We start from the raw sequence: 15344 nt of genomic DNA, 5'->3' as shown, positions 1-15344 counted from the left end.
GAAGGGCAGCGCTGCGGGCGTGAATTTTGACAAAAAGTGGCTGTAGCCCGCAATAGAACTGCGCGAGCAGCTATAAAAATGGTAGCAAATGATGGCTGCTAGCCGGTGGTTTCATCCGCCGAAAAGCGGACTTCAACCCGCAGCCCGCCCAGGGACTCCGATGTGCCGAGCTGTAGCGTCGCGCCGTGCCGCTCGGCAATCACCTTGACGATGGCCAATCCGAGGCCGCTGCCGGTTTCGGGAGATATCGCTGATCCAGACGACCCACCCGCCGTGTCCGTGACGCTGGCGGCGCGAAAGAAGCGGTCAAACACGCGGTGACGGTCTTCCGCGGCGATGCCCGGGCCGCTGTCTTCCACGGTCAGCGTCGGCTGGCCGTCCTGCAGGTCCAGCGACACATCGACCCGGCCCGCCACCGGCGTGTACTTGACGGCGTTGTCCAGCAGGTTGCGCAGCAGGATGCGCAGGGCCTCGCCTTGGCCTTTCACCTGCACAGGCTGCAGCGGCTCGCTGCCGGCCAGGCCCAGGTCAATTTGCCTGTGGCCCGCATGGGGCAACACATCGGCCACGGCCAGCTTCACCACATCGCGCAGGTCCACCAGGGCGGCAGAGGCAGGTGCCTGGCCTGAATCGGCTTCGGCTTGTGCCGTGCCAGCGGTTTCCTCGCGGGCCAGCACCAGCAGCTGCTCGGCCAGCCGTATCGCCCGGTCGATGCCCTGGTTCAACCGGCCGATGGCGGCCTCCCGCACGGCAGGCTCTTCGTCGTTTCGGCGAAGGGCCTGCGCCTGCAGCTTGAGCGCCGTCAGCGGCGAGCGCAGCTCGTGTGCTGCATCAGCCACAAAATGCCGCTGCGCCTCGAAAGCGCCGCGCACCCGGCCAAACAGCAGGTTCAGCTCTTCAACCAGCGGCCGCACTTCGTCAGGCAAACCGTCGTCGGCCAGCGGCGACAAATCGTCGGCCGGGCGCCCGGCCACCTGCCGCCGTGCATGCTCGATGGGCGCCAGCGATCGGCTGATGACCCACCACACGGCCAGCATCAGCAGCGGTGTGAGATAGGCAAAGGGCAGCACGGCGCGCACGGCCAGCGTGCGGGCGCGCGCCGAGCGGGCGTCCAGGTCCTGCGCAATCTGCACGGTTTGCAGCGCTGTCTGCAAGGTGTAGACGCGGTACCGGTTGCCGTGCGCTTCGACGTCTGAAAAGCCGAGCACTGCGCGCGGCGGAAGCGCCGAGCGGGTGGAACGGAAAATCTGTGTGCCGTCCTGGCCCCAGATCTGCACATACACCTCGAAGCGGTCGTCCTCATCGGCTTCGTCCAGAGGAATGTTGAGTGGAATGCCGCTGCGCAGGGAGCGCGCCATTTGCTGCAAATGGTCGTCGAACATCGCGTCGGCCTGCTGCAAGGCGCCGCGGTAGGCCGTGGCCGCCTGCAGCAGGGCCGCCAGAAAAATTGCCGCCAATATGAACCAGAGTAGGCGCCTCCTCAAAGAATGCGTTGCCGATTTTTTCACAGCTTCGATCATTGCTTGGGCACCAGATAGCCCAGGCCGCGCACGGTCTGGATCACGTCGTTCCCAAGTTTTTTACGGACGCCGTGGATGTAGACCTCGACGGCGTTGCTGCTGATGTCGTCTTTCCAGCTGAAGAGCTTTTCCTCAAGCTGCGCGCGTGACAGCACCACGCCCGGGCGTGCCAGCAAGGGTTCGAGCACCGCCCATTCGCGTGCCGAGAGCGACACCGGCTGGCCATTGAGGCTGGCTTCGCGCGTGGCGGGGTTCAGGCTCACGCCCTTGTGTTCAAACGCCGGTTCGGCCCGGCCCGCACTGCGCCGTATCAGCGCGCGAATGCGTGCCAGCAGTTCGTCGGTGTCATAGGGTTTGACGACGTAGTCGTCGGCGCCGGCATCCAGCCCGGCGATGCGGTCGCCGACCGCATCGCGCGCCGTGGCCACCATCACCGGGGTGGTGTTGCGGCGAGCCCGCAAAGCGCGCAGCACTTCCAGGCCGTCACGCTTGGGCAGGCCGAGGTCCAGCAGCACCAGGTCGTACTGTTCGCTGTTCAGGGCCTCGTCGGCCATGCGGCCGTCACGCACCCAGTCGACGGCATAGTGCTCACCGCGCAGCACCTGCAGCACGGTCTCGCCGATCATGGCGTCGTCTTCAACGAGCAGTAATCGCATTGGAAGATGTACGGTTTTGGAGAAATTGCCGGGGAGCCCGCAAGCTGGTGGGCCATTGGGGGCCATTGGCCGGATTATCCGGCCAATGCCTGGCCAAGGCTTATGTCAGCCTTAAACGAAAAGGCAAAGCCGCCATACCGCGGCGAGGAGCGCAAGTGCCCCCCGGGGTCATGCCATACTCCGGCAGCCGTGACTGCCCTGGCAGGCGCCTTGTTCAACATGACGTTTACACCATGCCCTTTGTCAGCCTGATGTGTCCCCAATGCGCCGCGCCGCTGCCGCGTGCGGCTTATTGGCGCACGGTCACCTGCAGCTACTGCGGGGCCACCGTCAGCCGCGGCGCAGAAACCATCCGTGCCGCCTCGTTTCACGAAGCCTGGCTGCGGGTGCACCAGGCGGTCGATCTCCCGGCGCGCATGGTGTCCGTCGGCGAACGGCAATATGGGCTGCTGGCCGGCCTGGGCGGCGGCGAGTCGTCGCAGGTCTTTCTCGCGCAGCGCGTGCATCCTTTCGGCGAGCGCGTGACGCTCAAGCTGGCGCGCACCGACGGCGCAACCGCCGTGCTGCAGCAAGAGGCGGAGACCGTCAGGCAATTGCAGGGGCTTAAAACAGCAGGCTCGGCTTACTTCAGCCAGCGCCTGCCGCAGCTCGTTGCTTCAGGCACCGCGCGGGACGGCACGTCGCCCGAGCGGCATGCGCTGGCGCTCAGGCATCCCACGGGATTCTGGGGCAGCCTTGCCGACGTCATGCGTGGGCATCCAACGGGCGTGGACGCCCGCCATGCCGTCTGGATGTGGCGGCGTGTGCTGGAGGTACTGGCCTATCTTCATGACAACAGCTGGCAGCATGGCGACCTGTGCCCGGAGCATTTGCTCGTGCACCCGCGCAACCATGGCGTCCAGATGATTGGCTGGGCGCGGGCGCGGCATGGCGGGCATGGGGCGGTGCAGGACCTGATGCAGCTGGCGTGGAGCATACGCATGCTGTTGAGCGGCCAGGCCGGCAGCGGCGAGCATCCGCCGTCTCTGCCCGCAACCACCCCTGCGCCGCTGGCCGCGCTATTGCTGGCTGGCAGCGAAGATGCCCGTTGGTGCGCACAGCATGGCGCGCGCGGGTTGCTGGCGCAACTGGGCCAGGCGGCCGAGCAGTCTTTTGGCGTGTCGCGTTTTGTCGTTTTTCACCCGACTGCAGCGTCCGCCCTGCACTGAATCAGAATTACTGAATTACCAAAAGAGGAGCCGACTTCATGGGACACGGAAATTATTCATACGCTGCACATGCGGCCATGGTGGCCAACCGATCTGCCAGCCCACACACCGAGGTCTTTACCCAACGGGCCTGCCACGCGCTGATGGACCCGCGCGGGCTCAAGGTCCGGGAGTCGCGCGACAGTGCCGACCACCCGGCGTCGCTGGCCGTCGTGTTCGCACTGGACGTTACCGGCTCGATGGGAGACATCCCCCGCATCCTGGCGCAGCAGGAGCTGCCGACGTTCATGAAGCTGCTGGGCGATTGCAACATCCCCGATCCGCAGCTGATGTTCATGGCCATCGGTGACGCCACATCTGACCGGGCGCCGCTGCAGGTGGGTCAGTTTGAATCCACCGCCGAGTTGATGGACCAATGGCTGACCTGGAGCTATCTGGAGGGAGGCGGTGGCGGCTCGGGCAGTGAAAGCTACGAGCTGGCTTTCTACACCGTTGCCCAGCACACCGACCTGGACTGCTGGGCCAAGCGAAAAAAGCGCGGCTACCTGTTCATGACCGGTGACGAGCTTCCCTATCCGGCCGTGTCACGGCACCAGGTGGAGGCCCTTTTCTCTGAAAAACTGGATGAAGACATCCCGATCGAGGAAGTCATTGCGGCAGCCGCCGAAAACTACCACCTTTTTTTCCTGATCCCCGACCTGGAGCGCCGGCGCAACTGCGAAAAGCGCTGGCGCGAGTTGCTCGGAGAAAACGTCATCTGTATGGAGTCTCCCGAAGACGCATGCGCAGTCGCGGCGGCCATCGTCGGGCTGACGGAGCGTGCCTTGCCGGATTTGGGCGCCGTGGCGCGCGTCCTCAAGGCCAGCGGCGCCACGCCCGAGCGCACGGGCTCGGTCTTGCGTTGCCTGGATGCCTATGCTGCTCACCTGGATCCGTCCTGCATTCGTCACCTGCATGCGCAGGCGACCGGCGCGGCGCCGGTCAGGTCGGGCTGGTGGCGGCGCCTTTTCGGTTGAGCGGGCGGGTGTGCTGAACGGCCGTGGCGCGGCCCCGTCCCGGCTGGTGTCGCTGCTTGGCCTTGGCTTTGGCGACTGCGGCAAGGGGCTGTTCACCGATTTCCTGTGCCGCCAATGGCAGGCCGGGGCGGTAGTGCGTTTTAACGGCGGCGCGCAGGCGGGCCACAACGTGGTCCTGCCCGACGGCCGGCACCATACCTTTTCCCAGTTTTGCGCGGGCACCCTGGTGCCGGGCGTGTTGAGCGTCCTGGCCAGCCCGGTCGTGGTGCACCCGACGGCCTTGCTGGTCGAGCATGCCGCGTTGCAGGCACTCGGAATTCCGGACGCGCTCGCGCGTTTGCGCATCGACGCGCGCTGTCGCATCAACACACCGTTTCACCAGGCGGCCGGCCGGCTGCGCGAATTACGGCGCGGCGCGGCCAGCCACGGAACCTGCGGGGTGGGCGTGGGGGAAACCGTGCGCCACGCGCTGGCGCATCCGGGCGAAGTGCTGTGCTATGGCGACTTGCTGGCGCCAGCCCGCGCGCACGACAAGCTCGAAGCCATCCGGCGGCGCCTGCTGGCCGGGTTTGACGCGTCGGCCGGCTCGGCTACGCAGCCAGCCGCGTGGCAGCAAGAGCAAGGTCTGCTGAGAGATGCCAGTGTGTCCGCCCGATGGCTCGCCTCCGTGGCAGAACTGGCCCGGCAATGCAAACCCACGCAGAGCCCGGAGATCGCCCGGGAACTCCAGGGATGCGGCACCGTGCTCTTTGAAGGCGCACAAGGTGTTCTGCTGGATGAATGGCATGGCTTTCATCCGCATACGACCTGGAGCAGCATCCATCCCGCCTCGGTAGAGTCGGTGGTCGCCGATTTGGGGCTGACCGGCCCCATCATGCACCTGGGCATCTTGCGAAGCTATCTCACAAGGCACGGCAACGGACCCCTGCCCACGTTTGATGCTGCGCTCGATGTGCTGGTGGAGCCCCACAACACGGGTGACGGCTGGCAAGGGCGTTTTCGCAGGGGGCACGCCGATGCGGTGCTGCTGCGTTATGCGCTGGAGATCACTGGAAAGCTCGATGGCCTGCTATTGAGTCACCTGGACGTATTTGACGCCGGCTTGCCTGGCGGGGGCGTGAACCTGTGCACCGCGTACGAAGCGGCGCCCGAGGCTGGCGACGCCCTGTTATGCCAAAGAATCGCTCATGGGGAAGGCCGTGAACGTGGCAGCGGGCTGGTTGAGCGTCTGCTGCCCGGCAACGGGCATGACCTGCAGCACCAGTCGAGGCTGACAGCTTTGCTGGCGAGAGCGCAGCCGGTGTATGAAGGCCAGCCGCTGCGCTCGGCGTCGGCATTGGTGGCGCGTTTTCAGGCGCTCGCTGCCTGCCCGGTTCTGTACGGCGGCTTTGGGCCGAGCTTCAGCGCGGTTCGCGCCATGACCGGCACCTAGCGCGTCCAGGGGTCAGGAGAGCGAGGCCAGCCGCGCCCGGTGCCGCGTGATCTGGGCCTTGACTTGTGCCGGCGCAGTGCCACCCAGGATGTTGCGGGCGTTCAACGAGCCGCGCAGGCTCAAGCAGTCGTAGACGTCTTTTTCGATGTTGGGGTTGAATTCCTGCAGCACAGCCAGCGGCAACTCGGACAGGTCCACCGCATGGGTGGTGGCGGCTTTGACGGCGTGGGCCACGGTTTCGTGGGCATCGCGGAAGGGCAGGCCTTTTTTCACCAGATAGTCGGCCAGGTCGGTGGCGGTGGCGTAGCCGCGCAGCGCGGCCTTTTCCATGGCTTCGGGCTTGACGGTGATGCCGGCCACCATCTCGGCAAAGATGCGCAGCGTGTCCTTGAGCGTGTCGACGGTGTCGAACAGCGGCTCCTTGTCTTCCTGGTTGTCCTTGTTGTAGGCCAGGGGCTGGCCCTTCATCAGGGTGATCAGGCCCATCAGGTGGCCGACCACGCGGCCGGTCTTGCCGCGCGCCAGTTCGGGCACGTCGGGGTTTTTCTTCTGCGGCATGATGGACGAGCCGGTGGTGAAGCGGTCGGGAATGTGGATGAAGCCGAAGTTCTGGCTCATCCACAAGATCAGCTCTTCGCTCATGCGGCTGATGTGCACCATGGCGAGCGACGCGGCCGCCGTGAACTCAATTGCGAAGTCACGGTCGCTCACGGCGTCCAGGCTGTTCTGGCATACCTGCGGTTGGCCGCTTTCGTCGACCATGCCCAGCGTTTTGGCCACGCGTTCGCGGTCCAGCGGGTAACTGGTGCCGGCCAGCGCTGCAGCACCCAGCGGCAGGCGGTTCACGCGCTTCCTGATCTCCAGCATGCGCTCGGCGTCGCGGCTGAACATTTCCACATAGGCCAGCATATGGTGGCCAAAACTCACCGGCTGGGCCACCTGCAGGTGGGTGAAGCCGGGCAGGATGACTTCGACATTTTTCTCGGCGATGTCAACCAGCGCTTTTTGCAGGTCGGTCAGCAGCCCGCCGATCAGGTCGATCTCACTGCGCAGCCAGAGGCGCACATCGGTGGCGACCTGGTCGTTGCGGCTGCGGCCGGTGTGCAGGCGCTTGCCGGCGTCGCCCACAAGCTGGGTCAGGCGCGCTTCGATGTTGAAGTGCACGTCTTCGAGATCCAGCTTCCACTCAAAAGCGCCGGAGTCGATTTCGGACGTGATTTGCGTCATGCCTTTCTGGATGTCGGCGTAGTCGGCGGCGGGAATGATCTTTTGCGCTGCCAGCATTTCGGCGTGAGCGAGTGAACCGGCAATGTCGGCTTGCCACAGGCGCTTGTCAAAAAACACGCTGGACGTGTAACGCTTCACCAGGTCGCTCATGGGTTCGGAAAAAAGGGCGGACCAGGCTTGGGACTTTTTGTCGAATTGATTCACGTCGGGCTTTCTTTGAGGCAGTCACTGGCCGGTCTGTGGGGTAAAGCACGCCATTTCGGGCAGTTGCGCAGCCGGCCGGGCCTAAATAGTGTTTAACCCATGGCCGAATCGCCTTGGGCAGTGCAATACTCTTCCCAATGATTTTATCTGGGTGCCGGGCCCCGTGGGAAACCCCTGCCGTGCGCTGCCCCAGCCGATCCGTTTTTCCACGATACCGAAGTGCCGCCGACGTCCATGAAGCCTGTGCCCGATCAGAAGAATTTCAGCGAATCCACGTTGCTGGGCAGCTTTATTCCGGGCGATGAGGAAGCGGCGCCGCGCACTTCCAACCGCACCAGCATGTTTGATGCTTGCCACGTGGGTGTGGTTTTGCGTGCCGTGCTCTTTGTAGAGGCGGTGACCGGCGTGTGTGTGATGTTCGCTGCGCGCGAACCCCTGGACTGGCTGCTGAGCTTTTCGCTGCTCACCGGCGGTGTGCTGCCCGCCACCCTGGCCTGGCTGATTGCGGTGTGTGCGCTGAAGGGGCAGTTGAACCGGCTGGAGCCTTCGCACCAGTGGGCGGCGGGTATTGCACTGGGTGTTGTGTCGGGGCTGTACGGCTGTGGCTTGCTGGCCCTGCTGGGCCTGCTCCAGCCGGTGCCCTGGTGGGCCAGTGCGGCGGCGGGTGCCTTGCTGTCCGCCATGATGCTGGCGGGGCTGTTCTGGCGGGCCAAGGCGCGTACGCCGGCAGCCACGGCGGCACGCCTTGCCGAACTGCAATCGCGCATTCGCCCCCATTTCCTTTTCAATACCCTGAACAGCGCCATTGCGCTGGTGCGTGCCGAGCCCGCCAAGGCCGAGGCGGTGCTGGAAGACCTGAGTGAGCTTTTTCGCCATGCACTGGCCGATCCGGCCGAATCCGTGACGCTCGGCCAGGAGATCGCGCTGGCGCAGCGTTACCTCGCCATTGAGCAGATCCGCTTTGGTGAGCGGCTGCAGGTGCAGTGGAGCCTGGACACCGAAGCGGACCAGGCCAAGCTGCCGCCGCTGCTGTTGCAGCCGCTGGTAGAAAACGCCGTCAGGCATGGCGTGGAACCCAGCGCCAGCGGCGCGCAGCTGAAAATATCCACCCTCCGGCGAGGCAGCACGGTGGTGATCAAGGTGACCAATTCAACCCCCGCAGGCGCCGGTGAGCGCGGCCACGGGTTGGCGCTGGCCAATGTGCGCGAACGCCTTGCGCTGCTGCATGATGTCGAGGCGAAATTCAAGACCGTGTTCAAGGACGGCATATTTCAGGTTCGACTGGAGATTCCCGCATGACGCTCAAGGTATTGGTAGTTGACGATGAAGCCCTGGCGCGTTCGCGCCTGCGCACCCTGCTGGGCGATTGCACCGCCCCGGCCGCAGTGGCAGCAGCTGAAGCCGCCGATGCTGTTCAGGCCATGAAGGCCTTGCAGCGTGAGTCATTCGATGCGGTGCTGCTTGACATCCGCATGCCCGGCGTTGACGGTATCGCGCTGGCACGCAGCATTGCTTCACTTGCACAGCCACCCGCCCTGGTGTTTGTCACGGCCCATTCCGAACATGCCGTACAGGCCTTTGAACTGGAGGCCGTCGACTACCTCACGAAGCCGGTGCGCCTGGAACGCCTGCAGCAAGCGTTGCAGAAGGTAGAGCGTTTGGGCCAGGCTGCCCGAACGTCCACGGCGGATGTGGCGGAAGAAACGCTCATCATCCAGGACCGCGGCCGCACCGAGCGTGTGCCACTGGCCGAGGTGCTGTATTTCAAAGCCGAACTCAAATACATCACTGTGCGTACCGCGACCCGCAGCTACATACTCGATGGTTCCCTGAGCGAGCTGGAAGAGCGCCACGCGACCCGTTTCATGCGCATTCACCGCAACGCACTGATTGCGCGCCGGGCCGTGCGCGCGCTGGAAAAACATTTTGATCCAGAAGAGGGCGAGGGCTGGGCGGTACGGCTCAATGGTATTGATGAACTGCTGGCGGTGTCCAGGCGCCAGCTCAGCGCCGTTCGGGAAGCAATCGCGGCCTGATTACATTTCTCTTGCTGCTTCTTCCAATCCAACATCCTGTCTATGCATACACGTGCCGATTTCATCCAGCGGCACGTCAGCCGCTTCAGCAATGAGCCTGCCGTAGAGCGCCAGCTCGTACGCGACTTCTTCGGTGGCATGACTGGCTTTTATGTTGATATAGGGGCTAACGATCCGGTGCTGGATTCGCAATCGCAGCATCTGGAACAGATGGGTTGGACGGGCCTCCTCGTGGAACCTGACCCGGACTGTTGTGAGCTGCTGCGCAGGAGTCGAACCGGCGTGGTCATTGAAATGGCTTGTTCCAGCGCTGAAAACGCAGGAAGGTACCTGGATTTGAATCGGGCCGGACCCCATTCAACGCTCGAAGCGAGGCCTATTGCCATGGGCGCCGTGGTCCGTTCAACGGTACAGGTACGGTGCGAGACGCTGGATGCCATCCTGGAAGGAAATGCTGTGCCAGAGGGGTTTGATTTCCTGTCGATCGACATCGAGGGGCACGAACTGGTTGCGTTGTCCGGTTTCAACTTTGCACGCTGGCAGCCCCGCCTGGTGCTGATTGAGGATCACGTGACCCATCATAAAAAACACGACCTGATGCGCGGTAACGGCTACCAGCTGATCCTTCGAACCGGCTTGAACAGCTGGTACGTTCCGGCGAAAGCGTCCTACACATTTTCCTGGCCGGCTCGGTTTGAATACCTGCGTAAGTACTACCTGGGGCTTCCATTGCGCAAATTTCGTTACGCACGCCCCGGCACAAAAACGGATACGGGAGACATATGACCGAAGAACCCGCAGAGCGTGTCGTACGCGCGGCGCCTCCAGTGGTGCCGGGCGATCCTGAACAGCTGCATGTTCGGGTTCCGGTCGATATCCGCAGCATGTCGCTCGTGGTACTGGCGGGTCTCGCCTGCCTGTTTGTACTGCACTGGGCCAAGGCCGTCTTTATTCCGGTGATGCTGGGTGTGCTGTTCAGCTATGCTTTTTCACCGGTGGTCAACTGGTTTGAAACGAAACGCGTTCCACGCTGGCTGAGCGCTGCCGTGGTGTTGCTGACGATTGTGGGCAGCATCGGCACCACGGCGTATTCGCTCAGCGACGAAGCGGCGCAGCTGCTGGAAGCGCTGCCGGCTGCGGCACAGAAATTCCGCCAGGCCGTGAAGGTGCGCACCAACCAGTCTGACAGCGCCCTGGAAACCGTACAGAAAGCCGCCGCACAGCTTGAACAGGCCGCGCAGGAAAGCGCCGCGACCAGCAGTACGCGTGGGGCGATGCGTGTCGTGGTTGAGCCTGCCCGTTTCAACATCAAGAATTATCTCTGGTCAGGCACCATCGGGCTGATTGCACTGATCGGCCAGGCGACCGTGGTGGTTTTTTTCACCTACTTCCTGATGCTTTCGGGCGACAGCTTCCGGCGCAAGCTGATCAAGCTTGCGGGCTCCAGCATCAGCAGCAAAAAAATCACGCTGCAGGCTCTCAATGAGATCACCGACCAGATCCAGCGCTACCTGCAGGTGCAGCTCCTGACCAGTGCGCTGGTCGGGGTGCTGACCTGGCTGGCGCTCTGGGCGCTGCGGCTGGAAAACCCCGCTGTGTGGGGCGTTGCCGCTGCCGTGCTGAACCTGATTCCTTACGTAGGCTCTCTGGTCACGGCGGCGACGTCGGCCCTGGTGGCCTTTATGCAGTTTGGCTCGCTCAACATGGCGCTGGCCGTGGGGGGGGCCTCGTTGGCCATTCATACCGTGGTGGGCAACCTGTTGACGCCGTGGCTTACCAGTCGCGCCAGCCGCATGAGTCCAGTGGCGGTGTTCGTCGGCTTGCTGGCCTGGGGCTGGCTCTGGGGGGTGTGGGGCCTGTTGCTCGGCATTCCCATTCTGATGATTGTCAAGTCGATTTGCGACCGCATCGATGACCTGAAGCCGATTGGTGAGTTTCTCGGCAGTTGATGTGGCCCCCACGGTCGCTCACTTCGTGTAGCTCCCTGCCCCCCGAGGGGGCCGCCCGCCTGTGGCCCGGCAAAGCCGGTTCCACGGCTCATGCTGGTATGAGAGACTGGCCGTACGATCCTGATTTAGTTAATGAAATGAAAGAGGTAACGCGATGATGGAACTGTTGACGGATCCGCAAATGTGGATTGCTTTTGCCACGCTCACTGCGCTGGAGCTGGTGCTGGGCATTGACAACATTATTTTCATCTCCATCCTGGTCGACAAGCTGCCCAAGGACAAACAGGAGCTGGCAAGGCGCCTGGGCCTTTTTATGGCGATGTTCATGCGCATTGGCTTGCTGTTTGTGCTGTCGTGGATCATCGGGCTGGTGGACCCGCTCTTCACCATCCTGAAAGAGGAAATTTCGGGGCGCGACCTGATCCTGATTGCCGGGGGCCTGTTCCTGATCTGGAAGAGCACCGGTGAAATCCACCAGTCGATGGAGGGCGAAGAAGGTCATGCCTCCAGCGGGGTCAAGGCCACGTTTGCGGCTGTGATCGTGCAGATCATGATTGTGGACATGGTGTTCTCGCTGGATTCCATCATCACCGCCGTCGGCATGGTGGACAGTCTGCCGGTCATGATTGCCGCGGTCATCGCATCGGTGGGCTTGATGATGCTGTTCGCTCCGGCCATCGGCCGCTTTGTGTCCGACCATCCCACCATCAAGATGCTGGCGCTGTCTTTCCTTGTCGTCGTGGGTGTGGTGCTGATCGCTGAGGGCCTCGACCACCATGTGCCCAAGGGCTATGTGTACTTTGCCATGGCGTTTTCTGTGGCGGTGGAAATGCTCAACATCCGCATGCGCAAGAAAAAGAGCAAGCCGGTACACCTGAGAAATGCCTATGCCAATGGGGATAAGGGCGACAAGGCTGATGGCGCTGACGGCCGTAAGACCTGACGCTGAGCTGTGCCCGTGACGCGCCTGCGCTGCGCCGCGTGCCTTCGCCCGCAGGGTGGCTGCATCTGCAGGTGGGTTACCCCCACAGCGCATGAAACCGGGGTGCTGATCCTTCAGCATCCGCTGGAGGTTGACCACGCCAAAAACAGCGCTCGCCTGCTGCACCTGAGTCTGCCGTGCAGCCGGATGCTGACGGGCGAGTGTTTTGATGAAGCTGGTTTGCGTGATGCGCTGCAAGGACCGGAGTATGTGGTGCTGCTGTATCCGCAGACGCCGGATGATGCAGCGCCCGTCCTGGATCCCATACAACTCAACGACGCGGCACGTGTGCTGCTTGTCGTACTGGACGGCACCTGGCGCAAGAGCCGAAGGATGCTGCACCGGAGCCCGTTGCTGCAGCAATTGCCGCGCCTGTCGCTGGAAGATGTACCGGCTTCCGGCTACCGGATCCGCAAGGCCCACAAGCCGGGGCAACTCTCAACGCTGGAGGCTACCTGCGCAGCGCTGGCGCAACTGGAAGGCCATGCTGAAAAATACCACCCGCTGCTCAAGGCGTTTGACGGTTTTGTGGCGCAGCAGTTGGCGTTTGTTCCGAAGTAGTTCGACTTGATCCCGGTATTTTGGTCAGTCGCCCAGGTCAATCAGACCGGCCAGCGGCACTCCGCTGGGGGCCTCATAGTCCGCAATCACGGCCGCGCGCCCTGTATGCGCTGAAATGTCTTGAAGCCGTCCTTTGACGAAGGCAATCGAGGGTGCATCCAGCGCGGCAAAGGGCTCATCCAGCAACAACACCGCCGCACCCGACACAAACGCCGCTGTCAGCCAGACCTTGCGCTTCGACCCGGTGGACAGCATGAAAAGCTGCTTGCCCATGTGCGGCTCAAGCCCGAGGCCGTCGACCAGCGGCGCTACCAGAGCCGCATCAAAACCCGGGTACCGGCTGCGAACATCTTCGAAATACTGCGCCGGCGTGAGTTGATCAAACGTGTCGGCGCGCGGCTCCATCCAGAAGAGCTGCCGGCGGTAAGCGTCGGGCTTGTCTTTGAGCGAGATGCCATTGAGCGTCAACTTTCCCTCATCGGCAGGCAAGGCCCCCGCCAGTAATCGAAGCAGGGTGCTCTTGCCGCGCCCGTCGCCGCCTTGCACCAGCGTGACGCCTGGCGGGATTTCGCCGGACCAGTTGGCAAGGATTTCAACCTGTGGGTTGGGGTAGCGAAACCACAGGTTTTCGATGGTGAGCATGGCTGGCGGGGTCAAGGTTTTACATCCAGGGGATAAGGCAACGCAGAGACGGGAAGTTCTGCACTACAAGGGCGTACAGGCCAACGCTGGCCAGGCATACCAGACCCGTCATGGACCAGATGCGGGCCTTGCGCCCCAACGTTTGCGCGCGAGGGTCTTCAATTTTTTTGTATTCACCGTGAAGAATGAGAAACCATTGCACGCCCGCCTGGCTGTGTTCCCCGTTTTCCGGCATGAGCCATTTGCTTCGCAGGGCCAGCTCTTTCCATCGTGTGGGGTGGTGTTCCTCGATGTAGTCCTCAAATCGGCATTGATCGCCATAGCCGAAGACGCCACACGCGAACATGCCGACAAAGAGCCATATGACAATGGTTTCAACGGGAGAGCACATGGGGTAAGGATCTGATTCTGAGGCTATCGAGGCACATTTAAATGATCAGGCTAGTGGCAATGTTAATCTGCGTTTTTTTGAGACATCTCTTAGCCCAATTTGCAGGACATCACCATGTCAGATCGCACAGTTCCAAGCTTGTACGAATGGGTAGGCGGCCTCGACGCCTTGACCCGATTGACCACGCGTTTCTATGAGCATGTGAAGAAGGACGTCTTGCTGGGGCCTGTGTTCGCGCACATGGACGACAGCCACCCGGCCCATGTCGCCGCATTTCTGGGCGAAGTCCTGGGTGGACCCGCGACCTATTCGGAGCAGCATGGCGGCCATCCGCACATGATCCGGCAGCACCTGAACCGGCATCTGCTGCAGGAGCAGCGGCGCCGCTGGGTGGCCTTGCTGCTTGAAACGGCGGATGAACTGGGCATGCCCGACGACCCGGAATTCAGGTCGGCGCTGGTGGGATACCTTGAGTGGGGTTCGCGACTGGCCGTGATCAATTCGCAGCCGGGTGCCACGGTGGACGCTGATGCGCCCATGCCGCGATGGGGCTGGGGTGAGGTCAAGGGGCCTTACATTGGCTAGCTGCTTTATTTGACGAGGAGATTGCAGAGATGAGCTTCGGAAAAACCACCCCCATCCTTCGCATCTTCGATGAAGCCAAGGCCCGGGAGTTTTACATCGATTTCCTCGGTTTCAAGGTCGATTGGGAGCATCGCTTTGAGCCCGGCATGCCGCTCTATCTGCAAATATCCAAAGGCGGCTGCGTGCTGCATTTGTCGGAGCACCACGGCGACTGCAGCCCGGGCGCCGCGATGCGGATTGAAACGGACGAGCTTGACGCGTTTCACCAGCAGCTTTTGGCGAAGAACTACAAACACGCCCGTCCCGGAATTGAAGACACAGCGTGGGAGAGCCGGGACATGTCGATCAGGGACCCTTTTGGCAACCGGCTGACATTTACCAATGCCATCAGCACCTGACCGCACTTTACAAACCGGATGAATCTCACGCCGGCGCGCTCTAAAACCCCAAATCTTGACTGCCGTCAAGAACGCCGTGTCAGGTGGAGCCCCGCTCTTGATTTTCGTCAAGAATACTTCGTTGCTACAGGTTCACCATGAGTGCTGCTGAAGGAGACACCCATGACCTCGACCCACTCGCCCCCTCTTCCAGGCCTCGCCTCACGCTGCTACCGGCTGACGCCGGGAGGCCGCGCCTGCGTGAACACGGTCAATACCAAAGCGCAGGCCACAGGCTCGTTGTCACGCTACCTGCACGATGTACTGGAGATGTGCGGCGCGGGCGTGTGGTTTGAGCAGTTGCAGCAGTTCATGCCGCCCCGATCGCTTGACGAATCCTTGCGCTCATTGCTGGCGCTGGGCCTGATTGAAACCGTGGATGCGGGCGAAGTGCCCGTGTACCTGCTCCCTGCGAGGCATCGCACGCCGTCGATGTTCGGCGACCTGACGAACGCCTGAGGCGCCTGGAGTCAAAGAAGGGGCGTTTATAAGCAAAAA

Annotated in this window: 17 protein-coding genes; 12 read left to right on the top strand and 5 right to left on the bottom strand. The window is 62.6% G+C overall.

From position 1 onward, the window contains the following. Positions 1-98: 98 nt before the first annotated feature. Both ACXJKE_RS04885 and ACXJKE_RS04880 read right to left on the bottom strand, forming a co-directional pair. A complete protein-coding gene (locus tag ACXJKE_RS04885) occupies positions 99-1520 on the bottom strand; it encodes an ATP-binding protein (protein ID WP_457279432.1) in 1422 nt (473 codons plus the stop codon). Then, positions 1517-2176 (bottom strand): response regulator, encoded by a 660-nt coding sequence (locus tag ACXJKE_RS04880; RefSeq protein ID WP_457279431.1) that lies wholly within the window; start codon positions 2174-2176, stop codon positions 1517-1519. The genes ACXJKE_RS04885 and ACXJKE_RS04880 overlap by 4 nt, the downstream gene beginning before the upstream one ends. A 233-nt stretch (positions 2177-2409) precedes the next feature. Here ACXJKE_RS04880 and ACXJKE_RS04875 point away from each other — a divergent pair, with 233 nt between their 5' ends. The 3 genes from ACXJKE_RS04875 to ACXJKE_RS04865 are packed head-to-tail and all read left to right on the top strand — an operon-like array spanning position 2410 to position 5832. Continuing rightward, positions 2410-3384: a lipopolysaccharide kinase InaA family protein gene (locus tag ACXJKE_RS04875; protein WP_457279430.1), complete on the top strand. Its 975-nt coding sequence runs from the start codon at positions 2410-2412 to the stop codon at positions 3382-3384. Between the two features lie 38 nt (positions 3385-3422). Then, positions 3423-4400, top strand: a complete 978-nt coding sequence (locus tag ACXJKE_RS04870; RefSeq protein WP_457279429.1) for a VWA domain-containing protein — start codon at positions 3423-3425, stop codon at positions 4398-4400. A gap of 10 nt (positions 4401-4410) precedes the next feature. After that, positions 4411-5832 (top strand): adenylosuccinate synthetase, encoded by a 1422-nt coding sequence (locus ACXJKE_RS04865; protein WP_457279428.1) that lies wholly within the window; start codon positions 4411-4413, stop codon positions 5830-5832. Between the two features lie 12 nt (positions 5833-5844). Here the strand turns inward: ACXJKE_RS04865 and argH are convergent, their stop codons facing one another. Then, the gene (gene argH, locus ACXJKE_RS04860; RefSeq protein WP_457279427.1) at positions 5845-7263 is read right to left on the bottom strand and encodes an argininosuccinate lyase; all 1419 of its coding nucleotides are present in this window, start codon (positions 7261-7263) and stop codon (positions 5845-5847) included. 234 nt (positions 7264-7497) lie between these two features. Between argH and ACXJKE_RS04855 the strand changes: the two genes are divergently transcribed. The 6 genes from ACXJKE_RS04855 (at position 7498) to ACXJKE_RS04830 (ending at position 12791) form a co-directional block, all read left to right on the top strand. Next, positions 7498-8562, top strand: a complete 1065-nt coding sequence (locus tag ACXJKE_RS04855) for a sensor histidine kinase (RefSeq protein WP_457279426.1) — start codon at positions 7498-7500, stop codon at positions 8560-8562. Next, positions 8559-9299, top strand: a complete 741-nt coding sequence (locus tag ACXJKE_RS04850) for a LytR/AlgR family response regulator transcription factor (RefSeq protein WP_457279425.1) — start codon at positions 8559-8561, stop codon at positions 9297-9299. Before ACXJKE_RS04855 ends, ACXJKE_RS04850 begins: the two co-directional genes overlap by 4 nt. Positions 9300-9341: 42 nt before the next feature. Beyond that, positions 9342-10085 carry an FkbM family methyltransferase gene (locus ACXJKE_RS04845; protein ID WP_457279424.1) on the top strand — a complete coding sequence of 248 codons (744 nt, stop codon included), beginning with the start codon at positions 9342-9344 and terminating at the stop codon, positions 10083-10085. Continuing rightward, positions 10082-11248 (top strand): AI-2E family transporter, encoded by a 1167-nt coding sequence (locus tag ACXJKE_RS04840; protein ID WP_457279423.1) that lies wholly within the window; start codon positions 10082-10084, stop codon positions 11246-11248. The genes ACXJKE_RS04845 and ACXJKE_RS04840 overlap by 4 nt, the downstream gene beginning before the upstream one ends. A gap of 154 nt (positions 11249-11402) precedes the next feature. After that, positions 11403-12191, top strand: a complete 789-nt coding sequence (locus tag ACXJKE_RS04835; RefSeq protein ID WP_457279422.1) for a TerC family protein — start codon at positions 11403-11405, stop codon at positions 12189-12191. A 9-nt stretch (positions 12192-12200) separates the two neighbouring features. Further along, positions 12201-12791, top strand: coding sequence for a tRNA-uridine aminocarboxypropyltransferase (locus tag ACXJKE_RS04830; RefSeq protein WP_457279421.1), 591 nt, complete (start codon positions 12201-12203; stop codon positions 12789-12791). A gap of 24 nt (positions 12792-12815) precedes the next feature. Here ACXJKE_RS04830 and ACXJKE_RS04825 read toward each other — a convergent pair whose 3' ends face one another. Both ACXJKE_RS04825 and ACXJKE_RS04820 read right to left on the bottom strand, forming a co-directional pair. Then, positions 12816-13433 (bottom strand): ABC transporter ATP-binding protein, encoded by a 618-nt coding sequence (locus ACXJKE_RS04825; protein WP_457279420.1) that lies wholly within the window; start codon positions 13431-13433, stop codon positions 12816-12818. 19 nt (positions 13434-13452) lie between these two features. Next, complete coding sequence (locus tag ACXJKE_RS04820) at positions 13453-13824, bottom strand: hypothetical protein (RefSeq protein ID WP_457279419.1); 372 nt, start codon at positions 13822-13824, stop codon at positions 13453-13455. A gap of 114 nt (positions 13825-13938) precedes the next feature. Between ACXJKE_RS04820 and ACXJKE_RS04815 the strand changes: the two genes are divergently transcribed. The 3 genes from ACXJKE_RS04815 to ACXJKE_RS04805 all read left to right on the top strand — a co-directional run bounded on the left by ACXJKE_RS04815 (position 13939) and on the right by ACXJKE_RS04805 (position 15305). Beyond that, positions 13939-14409, top strand: coding sequence for a group II truncated hemoglobin (locus ACXJKE_RS04815; RefSeq protein WP_457279418.1), 471 nt, complete (start codon positions 13939-13941; stop codon positions 14407-14409). A 29-nt stretch (positions 14410-14438) separates the two neighbouring features. Further along, positions 14439-14807 (top strand): glyoxalase superfamily protein, encoded by a 369-nt coding sequence (locus ACXJKE_RS04810; RefSeq protein WP_457279417.1) that lies wholly within the window; start codon positions 14439-14441, stop codon positions 14805-14807. Between the two features lie 162 nt (positions 14808-14969). Then, positions 14970-15305, top strand: coding sequence for a hypothetical protein (locus ACXJKE_RS04805; RefSeq protein WP_457279416.1), 336 nt, complete (start codon positions 14970-14972; stop codon positions 15303-15305). The last annotated feature ends 39 nt before the right edge of the window (positions 15306-15344 follow it).

It is taken from the genome of Polaromonas sp. P5_D5, assembly GCF_054049435.1.
This window is presented reverse-complemented; position numbering and strand designations above follow the sequence as displayed.